Raw genomic sequence first — 18,960 nt, 5'->3', positions numbered from 1 at the left:
CGAGAGGTTTTTATATGGCTAACAAGAAAGTAAAGCTGAAGGTTTCTGACCGCATCAACATCATCAACAACGCCCAGAAGCTTGGCTGCACATGGGCTATCCGTTGCAAGTTTGATGACTTCATCGACTCCATCACCGTGTCTGACGAAGACTACGAGAAGGCTGGCGTCGGTCGTGACGAAAAGGGCAAGATTGTCGTGAAGAACGACTTCGAAATGGAATACGATACGGCTAACGTGCCGGACGTAATCGCCAAGGCTATCGCTGACACGATCATCAATCTTGAAGAAACGTCCATCCGTGTCCCCAGCATGAAGCCGATGTATGAGGAAGTCAAGGGCAGCTTGGGTCTCATTGTCGATGTGGCTGACCTCTAAGTTAAAATCTGCCGCCGGATACGTAAAGCGGCTTCCGTCCAAGGTTAAACAGTCGGCCATTAAAGTGGCTGGCTGGTTTGGCCGTGGATACATTTGTACGAAGGCCAAGAACATTTTCAAGACCGCCGCAGATACTTTCGGAATGGCCACGCATGCTGGATATATCGACACTGGCCTTGTTCGTGTCGATGGCCGAGAGCTCGTAGCATACATGTCCGATATCGACGGCACGGATATGATTGCTGACTTCAAGACCTACGTTACTGAACTAAAGGAAAAGTTCCCAGATATGTCGCCAGCGGTCAAGGTATTTACCGCAAGCGGCGTTATGGGAATGTACGCCCGAACAGAGTTGACCTATCTGATGGTCTATGGCGGAATTCCTTACATCATGCCAGTCCATCGGTCGCTTGAAGGTATTGACGAGAATGACGCCGCGTTCAATAGTGGCATTAACCGTCTGGTATCTGGTTTGAGTGGTTCCGACTTTAACCATGTCGTGTCGCTTGGTTACGTCGATACCAATGTCAACGTGAACGAGTATGTGCTTGACTGGGCGAAGAAGTCGCCTATGTTCGATTCAGCCGATCTGGATCCGAACTTGGTGAAGATTGCCATTCAAAGCGGCACTATCATGACGATCGGTAGTTTGTACTTACCGGGCGGTTATCTGTACGACATATATGCGGTAGAACCGCTGTTGAGCCGTACGTTCCGTTCATACCGTGACTTTACGAAGCAAGAGGAAGTCCCATCTGGCCGAGAAGTTATCCTTGTCGGCGGAGACCCAGACATCGTGTTTGTCGGTACTCAAGCTGCACCGGATGGATTCTTGTATGATGTGTGGGTGCCTAACGACGCTCGTTACTACACGAGGGCGAAAGACAATGTCGCCGCTGGAAGGCTGCCACTAGGTTCTTTGGTTGTTGATGATGACGAGTATCTGGAAAGCTACGCCATGCTGATGAAGATGCTTCATGAGCTTGACGAGGAAGCTAACGGCCCCGCCGACGACAACACTTCCCCAGGTATCATGGTCAACCCAGACGAAGATACCGACACTGACGAAGTACCAGTTTTAATCGATCTGCCTGAATATCTGCTGTAAAAACCGATAAACTACGTGCATATTGAAATGCGTGGTTTTATGGCTAATCAATCGGCTTATGATGAAGCGTGGGTCAAGCTATTAAATGCGTTCGGTATCACTGACTACCGTGACGCATTGACTGGCAATCCGTCTGGTCTTCGAGGATATTTCGAGACGGCGAATCAACGTCTGTACACACAAATAACCTCTAACGGTGGCCATTATAAACCTGTGTCTTGGTCTGAACGCAGTAAGGCATTAGGTCGCACCGTTCCGATCGAAAAGTTCAACTACATAACCCAACAAAATCTTGGTGCTGGTCGTAAAGAAGGTGAAACCGCGACTTCGGATACTTCTGTACAGCAGACGACTATTTCTGCGCAGACTTGTATGGCACGGTTCCTTTCTGTCGATTTCCTTACCTACGACAAAACTATCATTGGATCGAATTACGAAGCGTTTATTCCGGCAGCGTTATTCATGCGTATCGCTGGGCATGTTCACCAAGATGCAGCCGACCTCAGCAATATTATGAAGCTGAAAGTCATGAGACCGAGTGGAAATGTCGGCCTTCGCTGTGCTAATGGTGTCGGCGAAGAGTTGATACAAGTGGTATCGAATGTATTTGGTGGCGCGTCGCCAATGAACATAAACGGTGAGATTTCGGAAAGCTCCGAAGACCTTGTTGCTACCGATCTGTCTATTGAACTTCCGTCGCTGCGCGATGTCGTGTCTGGCGGACAATCTAAGATTGTACCGATTAAGTACAGCTGCGTTACCGACGGCGATGAAGCGGGTGTCGGCGTGATGATTACTGGTATCATATCTGACACGGACTTTATCAATAAGCTGCAGATTAGTCCACTGGCTATGGAATCTCGTACAAACGATTTGTCGTTCCAAGAAGTTATGGCCGCTGAAGACGAGAATGGCAATATCACGATGGAACAAGCCAAGCAGCGCGATTTGATTGACCCGACGTCCATATTAGCTGACCTCGGATTGGTAGCTGTCGTCTTGCAGCCAGCGAACCCAGATACTGGCGCGGAAGGCGTTATGGCGATAATCGGTAGCGTGAGCATCAATAAGTGGGTGCTGTACCATACTTTTGTGCATCGTAGCCTATTTGGCGATTTGGATGCCGCGCATGGTTACATTTCTGCGGATGAACGTAAAGCCGCCATCGAAAAACTTGAAAAGAAGTCTGGTAAATAGCGAGGATATATGGCAGAAGCATCTATTGTACAAGTACTTAATGCTGAATTGCTTGGCTTGGTCGAGTACGCCAGAGCCAAGGAGATTGAAGTCAACATGGACTTGCTGCGCAGCGCCATGACAGCTATTGCCAGCTTGCAAGTGAACAATACGCTGTTGGGCGGTACGGAATATCAGCGTCCCGGTAAGAAGGCCAATAATTTCAATGTTGAAGAAGCCAAACGCAAGGATGCTGAACGTATCCAAGCGAATATGCATAACGACGAAATTTGGCGTTCAATCAGCACGAAGATTGGCGCTGCGATTGGCGGCGATGATGCCGCTTTGCAGTCGTTGTATAAGATGGGTGGTAGCTCGCTGTCCGCATTCAGTCGTGATAAGCAACTCAAACGCGACAATAAACAGTCGCTGAGCACGACTAACGAAATTCACAACAACCATCCATACTTTGTGTCGGTTAAGCAAGTTATGGCGAAATACGGCGACCAGATCGTCAATCGTCAAATTACGTTTGATGATGCCATGACGCAGTATAATCAGAAGAGTTCGATCTTGTGCAATTACGATATTGAACAAGAACCAGACGAGGCTGGATGCAAGTACATCTATGGCGGATTAGATGGACTGTTGTCGTTGGCTGGTCGTAAGATTGGCCTTAACGGCGTGTTGAAGGTATGTGGTATGAATGTAGATTACACATCCATTCAGCCAAGCCGCCGTCGATACGCAACGACTAAGTATTGTATTAAGTTGAGCCCAGAAGACGCCCAACTCTTTGAACGTATGATCGTGGATGATGATTCGCAGTTGCGTAAATTGCTGCAGCTTACTAATGTGTCGGTTTCTAAGGATGAGGGAACCACGGTGAGTGCTGTTAACGATAATCCCGATAAACCGGATTCTGCACAGCATGGTAGGGACGCCGCCGTCGTAGCTGGCCATCAGAAGCTTAGTGAAGACGGTGTGAATGATTTTGACCAACGAGTTGCTGGCTTGTCTAACTCGCTGAAATCTGCTGTTAGCAAGATGAAGCGTTATATGATGTATCCATCGCCGCGCAAGCCAGTTATTAAGCTGTCAAAGTTTACTCCGTCTCCGGACGCCGACGTTAACTTGCTGAAGCAGATCGAATACTTGTCTGAGTTTGCGGTTAAATTTGGCGAGGTCTTTAAAACGGAAGTTGCTGTAACCAAGTGCGTTATGGGTGTTGAAACCTTCCGTATTGCGAATTATACAGAAGACAACTATCGTGAGGTTATCTCGACCTTGAACCGTCGCATGCCTCAGATTCTTACCGAAGAGGCGCTGGCCGATTGCATCAATGCCGTGAACAGTGCGCTGTACGCATTCTTCCATAACATTGAAGAACGTATCTCGTCTGTGTATTCTGGTATCAAGTTCGGCGGCTCCGCGAATAGTGACGTATCCAAGGAAACCGTCGATCAGTTGTCCGAAGCGCGTAAGCGTCTTAATGACATTTTGACGAAGCAGTATGTTATCGAAAGTGGCGTACTTGCGACTCTGCAAGATATCAATAGCGGCATTCAAGACGCCATTAACTCGATTGGTCATGGCGAAAACTTGAGTGATGTGGTTCCAGACGAGTTGGTCGACGCTAGCGATAGGTTGGCCGAGTTCACGACGAAACTGAACCATAACGACGTTCCGACTGATGAAGAATTTATTGACTTTATTCAGCACGATTTGCCGATAATAGTTGAATACGGTGTTCATCATTATAGGGCCAAGGTTGAGTGGAATCGCTTGAAGAATATTAAAGTGACCATCCCAGTGAAGGGTTCTCCGCAGACCTATACGATTGAACAAGTCGTTAATGATTATGAACTCTTGATGCATAATGGCGATAAAAACTTCGATTATATGGCTGCGCAAGTCATGCGTTTTGAACGATATTTGGAATCGTTTGTTGGAGATGTGCCCGAAGATCCTGGCGATGATTATATCCCCAAGCTTGTTCGTACGGTGAAAAATTTGGCGAAGGCATATCCAGAACAAAAGCAAACGTCGCAATCGGCTGCTGCTGACAAGCCTAAGACGAAGGAAGCTTCTACGGCTGCTGAACAAGCTGTCCAAGAGCTCCGTGCGCAGAAGGTGGAACCAGAACAAGCGCCAAGCGAAAAGATTGGCGTTGTGGATAAGTCGAGTCGAGCATACCAAGATATGTCAGATGATGACAAGAACTCCGCTGAACTTGCGGCGTCGCTGTTTGGTGGATTTTAACACGTTAGGTTGACTATGCAATTAGATGTACGCAGAATAACACAGAATGATCGGTTTGGATACTACGTCAACTTTACCGCTGACGTGTATTCCGAGTACCGCGCTAGGTTGTTTGTACTGTATCATGGCGGCTATAAATATAGTGGCGATGTCGGTTATGGTATTACTGCCGATGTACCGGGTATTGCATACGACGACTGGATGTGCGAATGTCGTCCACCTCGTATCGACATACACAAGTTTAATGCGGAATTATTGATACCGCTTAAAAACGGCGAAAATACTTGGTGGTTTTCGAGTAAATTTTCGGACGAGTCCGAGTCTGCTTTGCAGCACGAAATCAATCCGCTAAATATCTTGGTCGAGCGAAAGACTGTCGAAGTCAACGTCCGTCGAATCTTGGTTCAGAATCGATCCGTTCTCATTGAATTGGAAAGCGGTGAAATCGCCGATGGCGCTGCTGTGACGATTAGCAATGCTGATCTCGCGCACAAGCATTTACTTGGTACGGACAACTTGCGTATCTGCGGAACATACTATGTCACTAAGATTTCGGATACTGTCTATAAGTATGATGTTGGTCATTATACGACGGTTGACGGTTCATACGAATTGTCTGGTGACGGTTATACTGCCTCGGTATGGGAAGTCTGCTATTACGAATATGGTAATATCGAGTTGCACAAGGTTAGCTCGGATACTGCAACGTTCGCATGTTATGACTTGACTGAGATGCCTCAGCTGAACGACCAGTTGTGTATCGGCAACGTTATGTGCCGTGTATTGGCGGTTAGCGGCGTCGTGGTTAAAGTTGATGCGAGGTTGAGTGAATCGACGGCAACCGCCAAGATGGTGTATTGCCCTCGAATTCCGTCCAAGAGTGTGCCAGTTAACTGGCCGACGTTGGTGGCTGCGCCTACTACTCGTAAGCGTCTGCTTCGAGCAAACCCTGGCGTCGTCGTTACCAATGGCTTGCTAGGCGAGCATAGTGCCAATACCGAATGTATCAATCCTTCTATAGACACCTACGTAGTCAAAAACGAGGCCGATGTCAACCATACTAACCAGCCAGTACTTGTATGTACTGGTGGCGAGAATGAATCTGTAGTTTGTATGCAGTTCGCACCGAACTCGATTGCTGGCGACGAGAATGCTGCTGCGACATTGTCGCTGTATGTCGAAGATATGTCGTATAGCGAGGCGATGATTATGGTGTATCAGATGGATAGTGCTGGATGGAACTCCAACATGTCCTATGATGAAATGATAAAGCATGTCACGCAGATTCCTATCGGTAGCGCGAAATTGTTGAATCCGTTGAAGCAGCCAGACAATAAGGCTGACCTGTCTCAGATTGGCCATTTGCCTATTGACGACTATAACAGCATGATCTCAATCCAGTTGGATTCTGTCATTGTACAAGAGTGGCTGTCTGGAACTGCCACATACACGCCGTCGATTGCCTTGAAGATAATTGGCGATGGTTCGCCGTCTGTCACCTTTGCTTCCACGAATAATAGTGACCCGACCCATCGTCCACAAATCATCTTTACTGGCGGTGAGTCTGGCTTGTCTCCAGAGCCGTTCCAGATTGACTTGTCTACAAATATGATCGAACCGAACCAAGTTTTGCGCATAACTCCGCATGACATTTCGAAGGACAATTTTGGTAACTCGGTCTTTTCGAATGAAGTTGATATTGGAACGTCAACGAAGGTTCCTATTGTTTCTGGAAACTCGACTTACTTGGATGTCGTTGTTCCCGAAGACGCTAGCGGTTCTTTGACCGTCATGGTGTACCGTAAGCGTAATGGTGGTGATCGTGTTGCGTTGACCACTGAGGACGCCGTTGTGTATGTTAATCATTCGGCCACGATGCGCAGCGTTCCTCTTGCGAAGAAGTTGAAGCCGGGAATTGTTGACCCAGACTTGGTTGGTCGTACTGCCTTGTATAACCGCGACATGGGCTTCGTCAACATGACCGAAGTCACTGACGAGACCAGCCTTATTCAGAACGTCTACTCTATCTTGCTGACGAACCCAGGTGAACGTTTGTTCAGTCAGAACTTCGGCACTGGTATCGAACAGCGCTTGTTCAAGCTCGGCTCTCAAGATGATGGATTGACTCTTCTCCAAGAATGTATCCAGAAGGTTCATGAGTACGAGCCTCGCGTCTTTATCGACGGCGACCAGAGCTCGTGCGAGTTCGACGATAGCGAGAACTTGTACTACTTGCTGCTGGCGGTCGTACTGCCGTCGGCTCGTACCGAGATGATACGGCTCCCATTCAAGAACCGTGGTAGGAAGATCTAATGTTCATACAGACGATCGGATCCAAACAAGTGGTGTATGTTGACAATTACTTGTCCGACTACATGGAAGTAGCCGACGAGTTCGGTATGGTTGAAAATGGTCAGCTCGCGTCCTACGTTGTCAAGAGCGATACGCCCTATGTAAATGAGTTCGGTATCAGCCGTCCGTCGATACGACTGGATGGCCGTACCGTCGATATCCACGTCGTCAATAACTATGTGAAGGCTGTCGACTGTACGCCGAGTGCCTTGGTTACTGCTTTGAATACGTTTCCAGCTAGTTCTCGTATCAATATAAGCGGATTTCCGTTTGTGTCTCGGTTTTATCTGGGAGCGGCGCATAATCAGCTCGTAATCGATTCTGCCAAACGTACGTTTTCGCTGCGCCAGTATGGCCGAAAGGACTTGAAGGGCATCTACAATATGATGGTGCATCTAGGTGATAACAACGGCAAGCTCTATGAGCCAGTTATCGCTAGGTATGTCTATACCAGCTACCAGATGCCTAAGCATCGCCAGCTGGTGGGCTATTTCGACCTCGGCCAGTATTTGTCCGTAATAAAGGATCATCGGTACGAGGAATTGTTCATGACGCTTGGAAAGAACAAGACGCTGGCGTTCGTGGAACTCAAGGAGTCTGCCCCCATTGTCAAACTGACCGGGGTAGTGAACAACGTCGCGATGCTGACTTTGCAGAATATCGAGGGCACGTACGACGCGAAGAAGCTGAACGACTTCAATCCGTACGTCATACTCACACGCCGACCTCTGGTAATCAAGACCATGAAGTTCCCTTGGACGAAGGTCAAGTTCGACAAGGTGGATGTGTTCATGACACCCATTATGAGCCTATCCGATGCGTGGGAGTCTCTGGAAGGAGGTATAAACTTACTGGCGCTCCCAACCGGAAATGCCCAAAATTTACGGTTTTGAGCCAGTTTGGAATTCAAATTGAATTGAACTAAATTTTCACCTGTTATCCAATAAGCCGCTTCTAGGCATACTGTAATAACACTTATTCATAAGGAATAGCTATATGGCAACAAAGAAAACTACTAACCCAGCTGAACCCGATTTCTCCTTCTTCCAGAAAATCAAGACGGGCGACCGTTATGCGGACGCAAACGTCAAACATCCAGAATACGGCTACGCCGATTCTGGCTCCTACATGCTGAACGCCTTACTATGTGGCGACATCTTCGGCGGCTTCCATCTCAACAGATTCTTCATGGCCGCTGGTGAACAAGGCTCCGGTAAGTCCTACATGATGAAGAACAACTTCATCAAGCCTTTGATGGACTTGGGCTACTATATTTTCTACTACGACACCGAACACGAAACCAATGAAGACCAGTTAATAGAAGAAAACGGCTTCAATCCGAACCAGTTCAAGCTCGTCCAAGAGCATACGACTGCCGAAGACGTGTTTGTGTCTATTGCCGAACTTCTTGACACTCTCGAAGCCGATAAGGGCAAGAAGATGAAGAATGAACGTAAGGTTGCGTTCGTTCTCGACTCTCTCGGCGGTATGTCTACCAAGAAGACTACGAACGACGCCACGAAGGGCGAACTCAAGCAAGACATGACCAAGGCCAAGGTGGTCAAGGCCATGTTCACGAACATCACGAACCGCTGCGGAAACCTCGGTATTCCGATGTTCATTACCAACCACATTTACATGGCTACCGATGGCTACGGCGATCCGAAGCGCATCGCTAACGGTGAAGGTGCCAAGTACTTCGCTTCCGTCATCTTGACGATGCGCAAGACTCTCGACGTGCCTGACCGCAACACCAAGGAAGTCAAGGGTATCATCCTTGAAGCCACCGTGTTCAAGAGCCGTATGGTGAAGCCCAGGAAGACCGCCATGCTCTATCTGGACTACAACACTGGTCTGAACAAGTTCTACGGCTTGCACAACGTCGCTCTCGACGCTGGTCTCATCGAAGAGTTCTCTGCTTCCAAGTATCCAGAACTCGTTGAGAAGATGCCGAAGGACGGTAACGGCCAGAAGACTCGCAAGACTTGCTACGTCATCATGGACAAGAAGAAGGATCCGAAGGACTGGATCGTCTGCCTTGCCAGCAAGGTCGACCGCAAGGAATACATCGGCACTATCCTCGAAGAAATCAACGAGTATGTGAAGAAGGAATACAAGTTCCGTCCGCCTTCACTCGGTTCTGCCGAAGACAACGATGCTCCAGAAGTCGAAGATTCCGAAATCGACGAAGCAATCGAAGACTTGAATCTCGCCGATGCTGCGAAGGCTGAAAGCTTGCGCAAGGGAGTCAACGGCGAAGACTAATCTTTGCTGTTTCAATCGCACCCGAAAGGGTGCGTTATCTTGTGAGTATTTATGGCTGCTGTATATGATTTGACTAGGGAAGACCTTGTTCTCCGCACTTATCTTATGGACTTCGATATAGCTCCTAAGATGGTGTCGTTTCTTGATGACAAGCTCTATTCCGATGCTACGAACAAAACCCTTATTGGTATCATCCGAAAGTTCATCCGCAAGTATAACCGTAGGCCGCAAGCGCAAGAGCTTATCGTCGGTCTCGCCAACAGCGGATTGAGCGAAACTGCTCGACAGAAGCTGCTTGCTATCTGTAATGCCGAAGTTCCGTACATGAAACAGGACTACGTCATTACTTTGCTTGAAAACTTCTATCAAGAGAAGGCGACGGAAAATGCGTTGCGCGATGCCGCGACTGCATTGTACGACAATGATACCGAGAAAATACGTGACTTGCTTCCAGTTCTCCGTGATAGGCTGAACTTCAGTCTCCACATGGGATTGGGTCTCGACCTCGTCGAAGACATCGAGGAAGCACAGCGCAGATTGAAGGAAATGTCGCATCCGATTCGTTCCGCAATCGGCCCTATCAATCAGTACACGGCTCAAGTCAAGACAGACCCCAACTCTGGTGGATATCCTCGCAAGACGATGACCTTGTTCGTTGGCCAACCCAACGTCGGTAAGTCGCTTGTGATGGGTTCCGATGCTTGTAACTTTATACGTTACGGCTACGACGTGCTTTACATTTCTCTGGAACTTTCCGAAGAATATGTATGGCGTCGTCTTGCCGCCAACCTTACTGGTGTGCCGCAGTACGAAGTGGCCGACCTCTCTGTCGACGAATGTCGTAAGCTTATCGAGAATACGAAGATACCTGGTGTCGAGCGCCTTGGCCGCTTGAAGGTTATCCGTATGAAGACGACTACGACCCCGGCAGAAATCGAAGCTCGTGTCGACCAGTTCTACTCCATCTACAAGAAGAATCCGGACGTCCTCGTGGTGGACTACATCGGCATCATGAAGCCGAACCGTACTCACCGAACGATGGAAAGCATGTACCTCGATGGCCAAGAGAAGGCCGAACAGATCCGCGAACTTTGCATCGACCGCAACATGGTCGGCATTTCCGCAGTCCAGTTCAACCGTTCTGGCTACTCTAGGCTCGATGCTGGTCTCGAATCGGTGTCTGGTTCAGCTGGCTTTGCTGAAACCGCCGACATCATGATTACGATTACTCGTGACGACCTCTTGAAGAAGCAGAATATGTACGCCAACTTCGTGAAGAAGAACCGCTTCGGCGAAAACGAAGTCATGTTCTACACGAAGTACGACTACAATACGATGCGCTGGTATGACGCCACTACGGACGATATCGCTGCTTACACCGATGCCCTTACCCAAGCACAGATCGCTGCCGAGGCGACTAACGGCATGAATCAGAACATCCGTGTGGGTACTGGCGGCGGAAATCGTGGCGGCGGTGCCCCTAGAGGCCAGAAGTTGAACGACAAGCAGCAAGCTGCCGTAGCGAGCATGCAGAGTATTTACAGCCAGTTTTAAAGTAATTTCTCCAGTAACTCCAATAGGAAATGTCTATGGACGTACTGGGGAAATATTTAACTGACGACGCTGATGAAGAAGTTGTCCAGTTGGAGGACATCGAACTGGATGACTCTCGACACGGCAAGATTCGCGAAGTCTTTGACGAATACTTGAAGACACCGAGATTTCCGGGTGACGCTTGCTTGGTTCTTACCATGCCAGAAGCTACCTTGAAGAAGTACAGCGAGAAGATAAATGCTGGCCTCTGGTGGATGTACAACAAGTTTTGCAAGAAGGACTTTGGCATGATGCAGCTGTTGGTCGCCATCGAGAAGATGGTGGACGCGAATAAGCTGGCGGCGATGCTTGATATGGATATCAAGCTGCTGGTAGCGAAGGAGGCTGGCATCAACGCTTCTGAATCGGATATCGAGAACGCCGCTACTCGTGCCGATGAATCTGAACAAGAAATCAGCGAGCCGATCAAGCTCTCGCAAGAGTATCTTGATAAACTTACTGAAGAAGATCCAGAAGAAGAAGCCTTTATTATGGCGGGATTGAACGATTAGTTTTTAGGTTTTGTATGTCACATTTTAAGTTTGGATCTAAGTACAAGAAGATTGTCGACCAGCACGAAAAGGATAACGCCGAGTACGAAAAGACCGCACTCGAAAAGCGTGATGAACTTACCAAGGCCATCGTGAATATCGGCTCCGGTTCCGGTAAGGACGGAGAAGGTTTCGGCGGCGCTGGTACTGGCGTGATGGTTCGTACCGAAGCCTACAACAAGTGGCTCGTGGAGCAGCAGAAGCGCAATCCGTTCATCGGCAAGAGCTACATGCAGATTGCTGAAGAATACGCTCGCGACGACGAGGAAGTCAAGCAAGAAACTGCCATGACCGACGAAGATGCTGCAAATGTTCTCGACATCGATGAAGACGGTTCTCTGCATATCAAGGACGATTACGATCCGAACAATGTGGAAGAAGTCGACAACGAGAAGCTGGTTGGCGATGCCGCAAAGTTCTCCGATCTTTGCGTTATCAACAACGTAATTTCCAAGCAGTTGACATGGGATTTCGATTCCTTGATGGACGAAGTGACCGCATCCTTGAAGGAAGCTCACCTTGACGATCTCGACTTCGAACTTCCAGAAAACCTCGAAGAACAAGTTGATGCCGCATTGAAGCGTCATGACGCAATGCTCTTGTTGACTCACAACAAAGAAAGTGCCGCAAAAGCGTCAAAATAGCCGATTTGCAATTCAAATTTATTCTTTCTACTATTTGTCCAGCTGTTGGTGGTCAGCTACAACAAAATCACCAAAACACGTTAAACCATAAATAACCCTAAGTTAAACCAATGATATCCAAGGAGTAATCCCCATGACTACCAAGAATACCCAAGCTGATGCCGATTTTCTCGATCTCGACATCGACACCGTGTCCAACCTCGACGAAGCCACTTCGATTGGTGGCAAAGTTGACCCGACTCGCTGGAAGCCTAGCGTGAGCAAGCGCAATCCTAGCTACAGCGCAATCATCCGTCTTCTGCCGCAAGGTATCGAAGGCGTCAAGAACAAGACCTATCCGAGCGTGAAGGTTCTTTATCACCACCTCAAGTTGAATGGCGTTCACATGGAAGTGAAGTGCTGCCGTAACACACCGGGCCAGGACTGCCCCATCTGCCGCGCAATTTGGGATCGCTATAACGAACTCGCCAAGAAGTACGAAAAGGGTGACAAGCACCTCAAGGTATGGACTGGCATGACTGCTCGTCCGGAATGGCATACGAACATCCTCGTTCGTGAAGACGATAACAAGTCTGCCAACAATGGTAAGGTTCTCGTGTGGCGTCACAGCGACGCTGTGGAACGCACGTTACGAGCCCCGTTCGATGACAGTGTCGAAGCTGAAGTCCAGAATGCAAATGGTGCCCCAGCCAAGGGCGCTTTGGCCAAGATGAAGAAGGAACGCCGCAAGTTCATTCCTCACTCTCCGACCAAGGGTGTCGACTTTGGTGTTATTGTCAGCTGGGATGCTGCAAAGAACATGACTTCTTACGACGGCTCTGACTACGTGGCAGAATCGACTCCGCTCGCTGACACGAAGGAAGAAATGCTCGAAATCCTCAATAACTGCCATGACTTAACAAAGTTCTTGGCCGATATTCCGGACGAAGCAACTGCTGCCGCTAAGTGGCGTGAATTCCTTGAGAAGGCATCCAACGCTCAGTCCGCTGGTGATGGCGAAGGTGGCTTCACGGCCAACAACGCTAGCTTCGGCGCGGCTCCGAATCCGAACTACACCAACCGTGCAACTACCAAGGTTGCTGGTGCTGACTTCCTCGGCAACTCCGCCGACATGGATCCAGCCCCCGCAAAGGAACCAGACGAAGACGAAATGCTCGTAAGCGGCGCTAGCGCTGCTCCAGCACAAGAAGCTCCGGCTGCTAACAATGCGTTCGCCGCACGTCGCGCTGCCGCTCAGGCCGCTACCGCCGCTGCGATGGCCAACCAGTTGCCAGAAGGTGAAGACGACGATACCGAACTGCCATTCTAGTCTTTTCCGTTTTTTCAGCTAGAAATGGCTTTGGCACTGTGGCGCTCGACTAACCATTGAGCGCCACTTTATTTAAGGTTTTACTATGTCCTTTTCCTATGCTAATATTCCTGATGCGGCGCTGGAAGAAGCGGTGGAAGCTGAATTCGGCGACAACTCTTTCGCATTAGAGAAGAAGTCCCAATACTATAATTTCATTTGTCCGTTCTGTGGTGATCCAGCCAGACCGAACAAGAAGAAGGCTTACGTCTATCGTGACCGCTGGCTGTTCCGTTGTTATAAATGCGGACAGAGCATGCACTTCATGAAATACTTGAAGGAGAATGACGACGCTGCATACAAGCGAATGCTTCTGTTCGGTTTCGACGGCGATAGGTCTGACGACAAGCGAGAAGAAGTCTTGCCCAAGAAGAAAGTCGACTTGCCGTTCGAAGACGGCGAACTCATTTCTCTACTAGACCATCATCCTCTCGCAGAACAAGCAGTGGCTTTCTGTCAAGGCCGCCGCATCCGTCCAGAAGTGTATGACCTTTGGTTCGTATGCCAGGAAGGCGACCAGTTCTTGAAGCGCGACGACTTGGGCGGACTCGTGCTGAACGAGCAAGGACGTCCGATCGGCAACGAGTTCAAGAACCGTCTCATCATTCCGTTCTACAAGTACGGCGGTGCGTGGACGCAGTTCGACGCTCGTGCGCTAGACCCCGATAACAAGCTGCGCTATCGAAACTTCGAAGGTGTCAAGCGTCAAGCGTACAACATCGACTTCCTCGACGTGACCAAGCCGTTCTACATCTTGGAAGGAACGATTGACTCTACGTTCATTCGCAATGCTATCGCCATCGGCGGTATCTCGCACTTTGACGAAGTCATCGCGGACAATCCGCAGATTGCAGAGCACAAGGAAAACTGTACGGTCATCTGGGATAACGACAACGCTGGTGAACTCGCTCGTATCGAATCCGTTAAGAAGGGGTACAAGTGGTTCAACTGGTCTGGAATAAAGGAAAAGGATGTCAACGGAGCCGTTCTGTCTGGCGAGATGCCAGTCGATGACGACGGCTACGTTTCCACTCAATTTATCGAAGGTCGTAGCTTGCCGCCAGAAGGCGCGGCTATTATCTTCGCTCTCGAACGCGGCGACATGGCCGCACGTGAACGCCAGAAGCAGCGCGAGACTCGTCTGCAGCTGGTACAGAAGATGCAAGCAAAACAGAAAGTAGAGGTGTGGTTCTAATGGCTCTTGGCGCGTTGAAACAGAAGGGTATAGATGAATATGTGCAGCCGTTGAAGATTGCGCAGTATCTTGACCGTCCGGTTTCTGACTTGAAGGGAATGGGTTTCTTCGATGGGATCCCTTACATAGTCAATTATCAAGGCCAGAAGAAATACCGTTACGATGCGTGTCTGAAGAAGCTTTCAGCCTACGGTCTGAAACCTCCTTGCACTACGCACCCTTACGCAAAGATCCGTCCGGCTGAAATCGTCGCTGACTTGGATGTAAGTCCGATGACGTATCTGCGACTGGTCAGAAAGGGCATTATCAAGGAACAGCCAGCCGACGATTACGGCAAGTTCGTCTACTTCCGTGATTACGACTGGTTCCTCAAGAATTACGTGCCGTCCAAGAATTTCAAGTTCCTTCCCAAGACTCTAAATGTCAAGGACAGCGCGACGTTCATCGGTACGACACCGGGAAAGCTCCGAGCGGCTTGCCGAGCTGGCAAGGCGAACATCGCTTTCTGGATTCACAGTACGACTGGCCGCAAGCGATACAAGTGGATGACTCGTGAGAACATCATCCAGTATGTCAACGACTCTATCAACGAGACCGTAAAGAAAGGTAGCCGCTTGATAAAGAAGGAGCCGCTTCCAGACGTGCTGACTACTGGCATGGCTTGCGTCTACATGAAGATTTCTCGTCGCACGTTAACGAAGTTCATATTCATGAAGCTTCTTCATCCAGAGCAAGTCAAGGTTGGTGCTCGCACGAGGAATTTGTTCAAGAAGTCCGAACTCGATGAGCTGTGCGACCAGATCAACCGCCGTTATTTCTATTGCGAAGGCAAGCCGTATTACAACCGTTTCGCTATCCGTACAAAGTTCGGCAAGAGCAATTACTGGATTGACAACTTGATATCCGGTAAGTGCCGCGTCGTTGCTCCTCCCAAGCTGATGCACATTCAGAAGTCGAAGGACTATTGCGTGATGACGGTTGACGAGTACAATGCCCATTGTGCCGAAGTACAAGCCAAGGGCTGGCCGATGTATCCGATGTGGGGCTGGGTTCAAGAGGATGTTGACGCCATCGTCGCTTCTGGAGTCAATGTCGATCCGAAGATGGAACTCTCCGAATTCCAGAAGAAACATCTGGACAAACTAAACAAGACGAACCGTCGTGCTGCCTATTACAAGCGTCACAAGGCTGGAGTGGCTGCCGCGAAGACTCGTAAGAAGACGTCCAAGCAGTTTGTATGGGAAACCCCAGTGATGGACGAATTCGAAGTCGCCATCAAGGCTGCCTTGTACGAAAACGAACTCCGCGCAGAAGACCGTAGGCGTACCGTATATGCGGAACGCGCCAAGGAAGAAGGTGAGAAGAACCAGCTTCGCAAGGCTCTGGGTATCCGCCCGGTCGAGACAATCCGTCTTGACAATAACACGATCTTGCAGCACAGTAAGACGCCGTGCGTGATTACCATTCTGTATAGGCGCAAGGGATCCGACGTCAAGGTTCCATACAAGAAGTACTCCTCCAGTCGTGATGAACTTGTCTACTTGGCTAGCGACCAGCCAGTAAGAATGTGCAAGAAGAGCAATCCGCAGATGTCGATATTCCTCAACATCGGTCGTGTCGCTGAAAAGATTGTCAAGCTGAATCCGAAGGTTCCGCCTTCTTGGATTGTACTTGCCCATGCGTCTTCGCTGATATATGATCCGTCGTTCATACAAAAGCTCGAAGCCGTCCCTAGCGATGTAGGGGCCGTCGCTCCGTTCGGCTATGAAAACTTCTTGCCGGATGGCACTTGGATGCGCTGCCCTAATACCTATGGCATGTATAGCGAATATTCGACAAAGGACGGAATGTACAACCGCCGTGTTGCTGGAACCGTGTCTGTCACTGGTTCGCATGACGTTGCCGTTCTGGACGGGCCGTTCGTCGCTATCCGTGGAGGCTACCTTCCCATCTTGAAGAACTTCGGCAAGCTGTATAAGTTTGGCGACGGTAGGGGCTGCGTACCATACGTCGTTTCCATGATGATGCACCGTCTGGAGGCTCGCATGCAGCAGATCGAGGTTGACTGCAGCTGGTGTGTCGATGTTAATGCTCCGTTTACACCGCTTGAGTGGAACCAGCTTGAGCCGAAATTCGTCGAAATCGGCAAAAAAGTGGTCACGAAGGGCGATTTGAATCCAAAATACATTTAGACTATATTTGATAGCCGAGGTTTAAACATGGCTGAAGAAATTGAAAAACCAGCGGTAGGCATTCGTTTTAGCGAACCGTTCTACAAGATCTTGAAGAACATCAGTTCTATTACAAAGACTGGCTGCGTTATCATGTTCAAGGGTAACGTGAAGGGCCGTATTCCGGGAAACCACATCAGCGTTCCGGACATGGCAATGATGACACACCTTGCTGCATCTGAGGCAGACTTGGATTTCGATACCAACCGCATCAACATCTTCTCGCTAAATGAATTTGTGAAGTATGCGGAACTGGCCAACTTCCCCAAGCGCGGCACGGCTGAACTGTCCGTAGACACGTCGATTACTGGTCGCCGTTACGAGTACATCAAGTTCTCTGGTGGCGGTATCACTTGCCGTACTCCGACGGCTGACCCCAGCTGTTTCAAGGAAGGCCATTCTCACATTCCGTTCACTAGGGATAACGACCCTATGATGAAGGTCGGTGAAATGCACTTCTCCGAGGATATGGTCAAGGACTTTGTTACGAAGCTCCGTGCGGTTCCGACGTGCGAGTTCGTGACTCTCCGTATCGACGACGGCGGCATCAAGCTCTACATCAAGGGCAAGATGTCCCAGCAGATTACTTACTGCGTACCGTCGACATGCACTCGCGGCATCGACACGCAGCTTGTCCACAAGATTTTCCGACCGGGCACCGTCACCGTGTTCCCAGTCCAGCTCTTCAACTACATGAAGGGCATCGGTGGAGAATACGACATCGACATCACCTACGCATCGTTCAAGGGTGTCGAGCAGATGTCCCTCAAGGCCACTTCGCTAATACCTGGGGCCGATCCAGAAAAGCCGATGACTCTCTGGATGGGTGCGGCGGAATGCTCCGCTGGCGCTTATTCCCAGTTCGACTTGGTTCAGTAAATTTATGTCATGGGTACAAAATGCGGTGAGTCAGCGCTCGCCGCATTTTTGCATTTGTATAAACTGAAAAGCAAGCACATGCAGGATATTTCCATGGGAACCCAGATCGACAAGAATACGCTTCTCAAGGCAATGAAGGACTATGTTTACGTGACCACGCAGAGCGGCCCTATCGTTCCTTCAAAGACGAAAGTGATTAAGATGCTGACAAAGCAGATTCCAGACCCAGTAAAGAAGCCCCAAGATGGCGACGACTGGGATCACCGTACCTACGACCAGAACAAGCCATTGGTATATGGCAAGAACTTGATTACGACCCGCGACCTCTACAAGAAGGTATTTACGGAAGCCGTGACCAATACCGCCTACCGTGGCATGCGCATGAACCTTGCAAGTATCGACATGAAGGAAACTCACTGCAAGTTCATCATCAACCGTCGTGACCATGATATGCTTGTCGAGTTGTTCTATCCGAACGAAAACGAAAATATCTCCGTGAAGCTGACTTCGGACACTGGTCTGTCGAACCTTTACGAAGTATCCTTGCAGAGTCCCCAGTTCGTCAACAACTTCGGCTATACAATCTTGAAGACTTGCGACGAACTTATCGACTCCAACAACACTTACGACGTCGGAAACGATCTCGATACGATGCAGACCTTGAATGGCCTTGGCAACGGAACCGAGGATGCCAGCAATTCATGGATGGCAACCGACAGTTCAATTTATCACGAATGCGTGGACAGCGGCCTTGCGCAGCTGTTGAATATGTGTAACGCGATTACTTTGCTTGAAGATGGCGAACAAGCACCGGGCGCAGAAGCGTTCGCGATGGACGGAGAAGAACAAGACATCGCTCCTCCAGAGAACATCCCTGGCATGGAAAACAACGCCATTGGCGCTGGCGATGTCAATGGCGGCGATGACGACAAGAATGCTCTTGTCGACATGAAGAGCGCAATCTTCGACAACATGTCTA

15 protein-coding genes are annotated in these 18,960 nt (G+C 49.4%); all 15 read left to right on the top strand.

The window, feature by feature from the left end:
- The first annotated feature begins 14 nt into the window (after positions 1-14).
- On the top strand, positions 15-377 hold the full coding sequence (locus ACJMM9_RS09095; RefSeq protein ID WP_405325963.1) for a hypothetical protein: 363 nt from the start codon (positions 15-17) through the stop codon (positions 375-377).
- 64 nt (positions 378-441) lie between these two features.
- Positions 442-1,485 carry a hypothetical protein gene (locus ACJMM9_RS09090; RefSeq protein WP_405325961.1) on the top strand — a complete coding sequence of 348 codons (1,044 nt, stop codon included), beginning with the start codon at positions 442-444 and terminating at the stop codon, positions 1,483-1,485.
- Between the two features lie 39 nt (positions 1,486-1,524).
- Positions 1,525-2,682, top strand: a complete 1,158-nt coding sequence (locus ACJMM9_RS09085; protein WP_405325959.1) for a hypothetical protein — start codon at positions 1,525-1,527, stop codon at positions 2,680-2,682.
- A gap of 9 nt (positions 2,683-2,691) precedes the next feature.
- Positions 2,692-4,923 (top strand): hypothetical protein, encoded by a 2,232-nt coding sequence (locus ACJMM9_RS09080; protein WP_405325957.1) that lies wholly within the window; start codon positions 2,692-2,694, stop codon positions 4,921-4,923.
- A gap of 15 nt (positions 4,924-4,938) precedes the next feature.
- Entirely contained in the window at positions 4,939-7,236 is a 2,298-nt protein-coding gene (locus ACJMM9_RS09075; protein ID WP_405325955.1) for a hypothetical protein, read from the top strand.
- Complete coding sequence (locus ACJMM9_RS09070; RefSeq protein WP_405325953.1) at positions 7,236-8,168, top strand: hypothetical protein; 933 nt, start codon at positions 7,236-7,238, stop codon at positions 8,166-8,168. Before ACJMM9_RS09075 ends, ACJMM9_RS09070 begins: the two co-directional genes overlap by 1 nt.
- Positions 8,169-8,271: 103 nt before the next feature.
- Entirely contained in the window at positions 8,272-9,540 is a 1,269-nt protein-coding gene (locus tag ACJMM9_RS09065; RefSeq protein ID WP_405325951.1) for a hypothetical protein, read from the top strand.
- Between the two features lie 51 nt (positions 9,541-9,591).
- Positions 9,592-11,094 carry a DnaB-like helicase C-terminal domain-containing protein gene (locus ACJMM9_RS09060; RefSeq protein WP_405325949.1) on the top strand — a complete coding sequence of 501 codons (1,503 nt, stop codon included), beginning with the start codon at positions 9,592-9,594 and terminating at the stop codon, positions 11,092-11,094.
- Between the two features lie 35 nt (positions 11,095-11,129).
- Complete coding sequence (locus ACJMM9_RS09055; protein WP_405325947.1) at positions 11,130-11,645, top strand: hypothetical protein; 516 nt, start codon at positions 11,130-11,132, stop codon at positions 11,643-11,645.
- Between the two features lie 14 nt (positions 11,646-11,659).
- Positions 11,660-12,328, top strand: coding sequence for a hypothetical protein (locus tag ACJMM9_RS09050; protein WP_405325945.1), 669 nt, complete (start codon positions 11,660-11,662; stop codon positions 12,326-12,328).
- Positions 12,329-12,461: 133 nt separating this feature from the next.
- A complete protein-coding gene (locus ACJMM9_RS09045; RefSeq protein ID WP_405325943.1) occupies positions 12,462-13,637 on the top strand; it encodes a hypothetical protein in 1,176 nt (391 codons plus the stop codon).
- 85 nt (positions 13,638-13,722) lie between these two features.
- A complete protein-coding gene (locus ACJMM9_RS09040; protein ID WP_405325941.1) occupies positions 13,723-14,871 on the top strand; it encodes a hypothetical protein in 1,149 nt (382 codons plus the stop codon).
- Positions 14,871-17,063, top strand: coding sequence for a hypothetical protein (locus tag ACJMM9_RS09035; protein ID WP_405325939.1), 2,193 nt, complete (start codon positions 14,871-14,873; stop codon positions 17,061-17,063). The genes ACJMM9_RS09040 and ACJMM9_RS09035 overlap by 1 nt, the downstream gene beginning before the upstream one ends.
- Positions 17,064-17,090: 27 nt before the next feature.
- Entirely contained in the window at positions 17,091-17,981 is an 891-nt protein-coding gene (locus tag ACJMM9_RS09030) for a hypothetical protein (protein WP_405325937.1), read from the top strand.
- 9 nt (positions 17,982-17,990) lie between these two features.
- On the top strand, positions 17,991-18,960 hold a 970-nt coding region (locus ACJMM9_RS09025), incomplete at its 3' end, for a hypothetical protein (protein ID WP_405325935.1).

Source organism: Fibrobacter sp., from assembly GCF_045112255.1.
In the GTDB taxonomy this organism is placed as follows: Bacteria; Fibrobacterota; Fibrobacteria; order Fibrobacterales; family Fibrobacteraceae; genus Fibrobacter.
Note: the sequence above shows the minus strand (reverse complement) of the source record. Positions and strands in the feature narration are given on the sequence as shown.

Excerpts from the sequence above, each read along its gene's own strand:
- ACJMM9_RS09035 (WP_405325939.1), top strand. The coding sequence starts at position 14,871 with ATGGCTCTTGGCGCGTTGAAACAGAAGGGTATAGATGAATATGTGCAG.
- ACJMM9_RS09045 (WP_405325943.1), top strand. The coding sequence starts at position 12,462 with ATGACTACCAAGAATACCCAAGCTGATGCCGATTTTCTCGATCTCGAC.
- ACJMM9_RS09050 (WP_405325945.1), top strand. The coding sequence starts at position 11,660 with ATGTCACATTTTAAGTTTGGATCTAAGTACAAGAAGATTGTCGACCAG.
- ACJMM9_RS09060 (WP_405325949.1), top strand. The coding sequence starts at position 9,592 with ATGGCTGCTGTATATGATTTGACTAGGGAAGACCTTGTTCTCCGCACT.
- ACJMM9_RS09085 (WP_405325959.1), top strand. The coding sequence starts at position 1,525 with ATGGCTAATCAATCGGCTTATGATGAAGCGTGGGTCAAGCTATTAAAT.
- ACJMM9_RS09095 (WP_405325963.1), top strand. The coding sequence starts at position 15 with ATGGCTAACAAGAAAGTAAAGCTGAAGGTTTCTGACCGCATCAACATC.
- ACJMM9_RS09075 (WP_405325955.1), top strand. The coding sequence starts at position 4,939 with ATGCAATTAGATGTACGCAGAATAACACAGAATGATCGGTTTGGATAC.
- ACJMM9_RS09040 (WP_405325941.1), top strand. The coding sequence starts at position 13,723 with ATGTCCTTTTCCTATGCTAATATTCCTGATGCGGCGCTGGAAGAAGCG.
- ACJMM9_RS09065 (WP_405325951.1), top strand. The coding sequence starts at position 8,272 with ATGGCAACAAAGAAAACTACTAACCCAGCTGAACCCGATTTCTCCTTC.
- ACJMM9_RS09070 (WP_405325953.1), top strand. The coding sequence starts at position 7,236 with ATGTTCATACAGACGATCGGATCCAAACAAGTGGTGTATGTTGACAAT.
- ACJMM9_RS09030 (WP_405325937.1), top strand. The coding sequence starts at position 17,091 with ATGGCTGAAGAAATTGAAAAACCAGCGGTAGGCATTCGTTTTAGCGAA.
- ACJMM9_RS09055 (WP_405325947.1), top strand. The coding sequence starts at position 11,130 with ATGGACGTACTGGGGAAATATTTAACTGACGACGCTGATGAAGAAGTT.
- ACJMM9_RS09080 (WP_405325957.1), top strand. The coding sequence starts at position 2,692 with ATGGCAGAAGCATCTATTGTACAAGTACTTAATGCTGAATTGCTTGGC.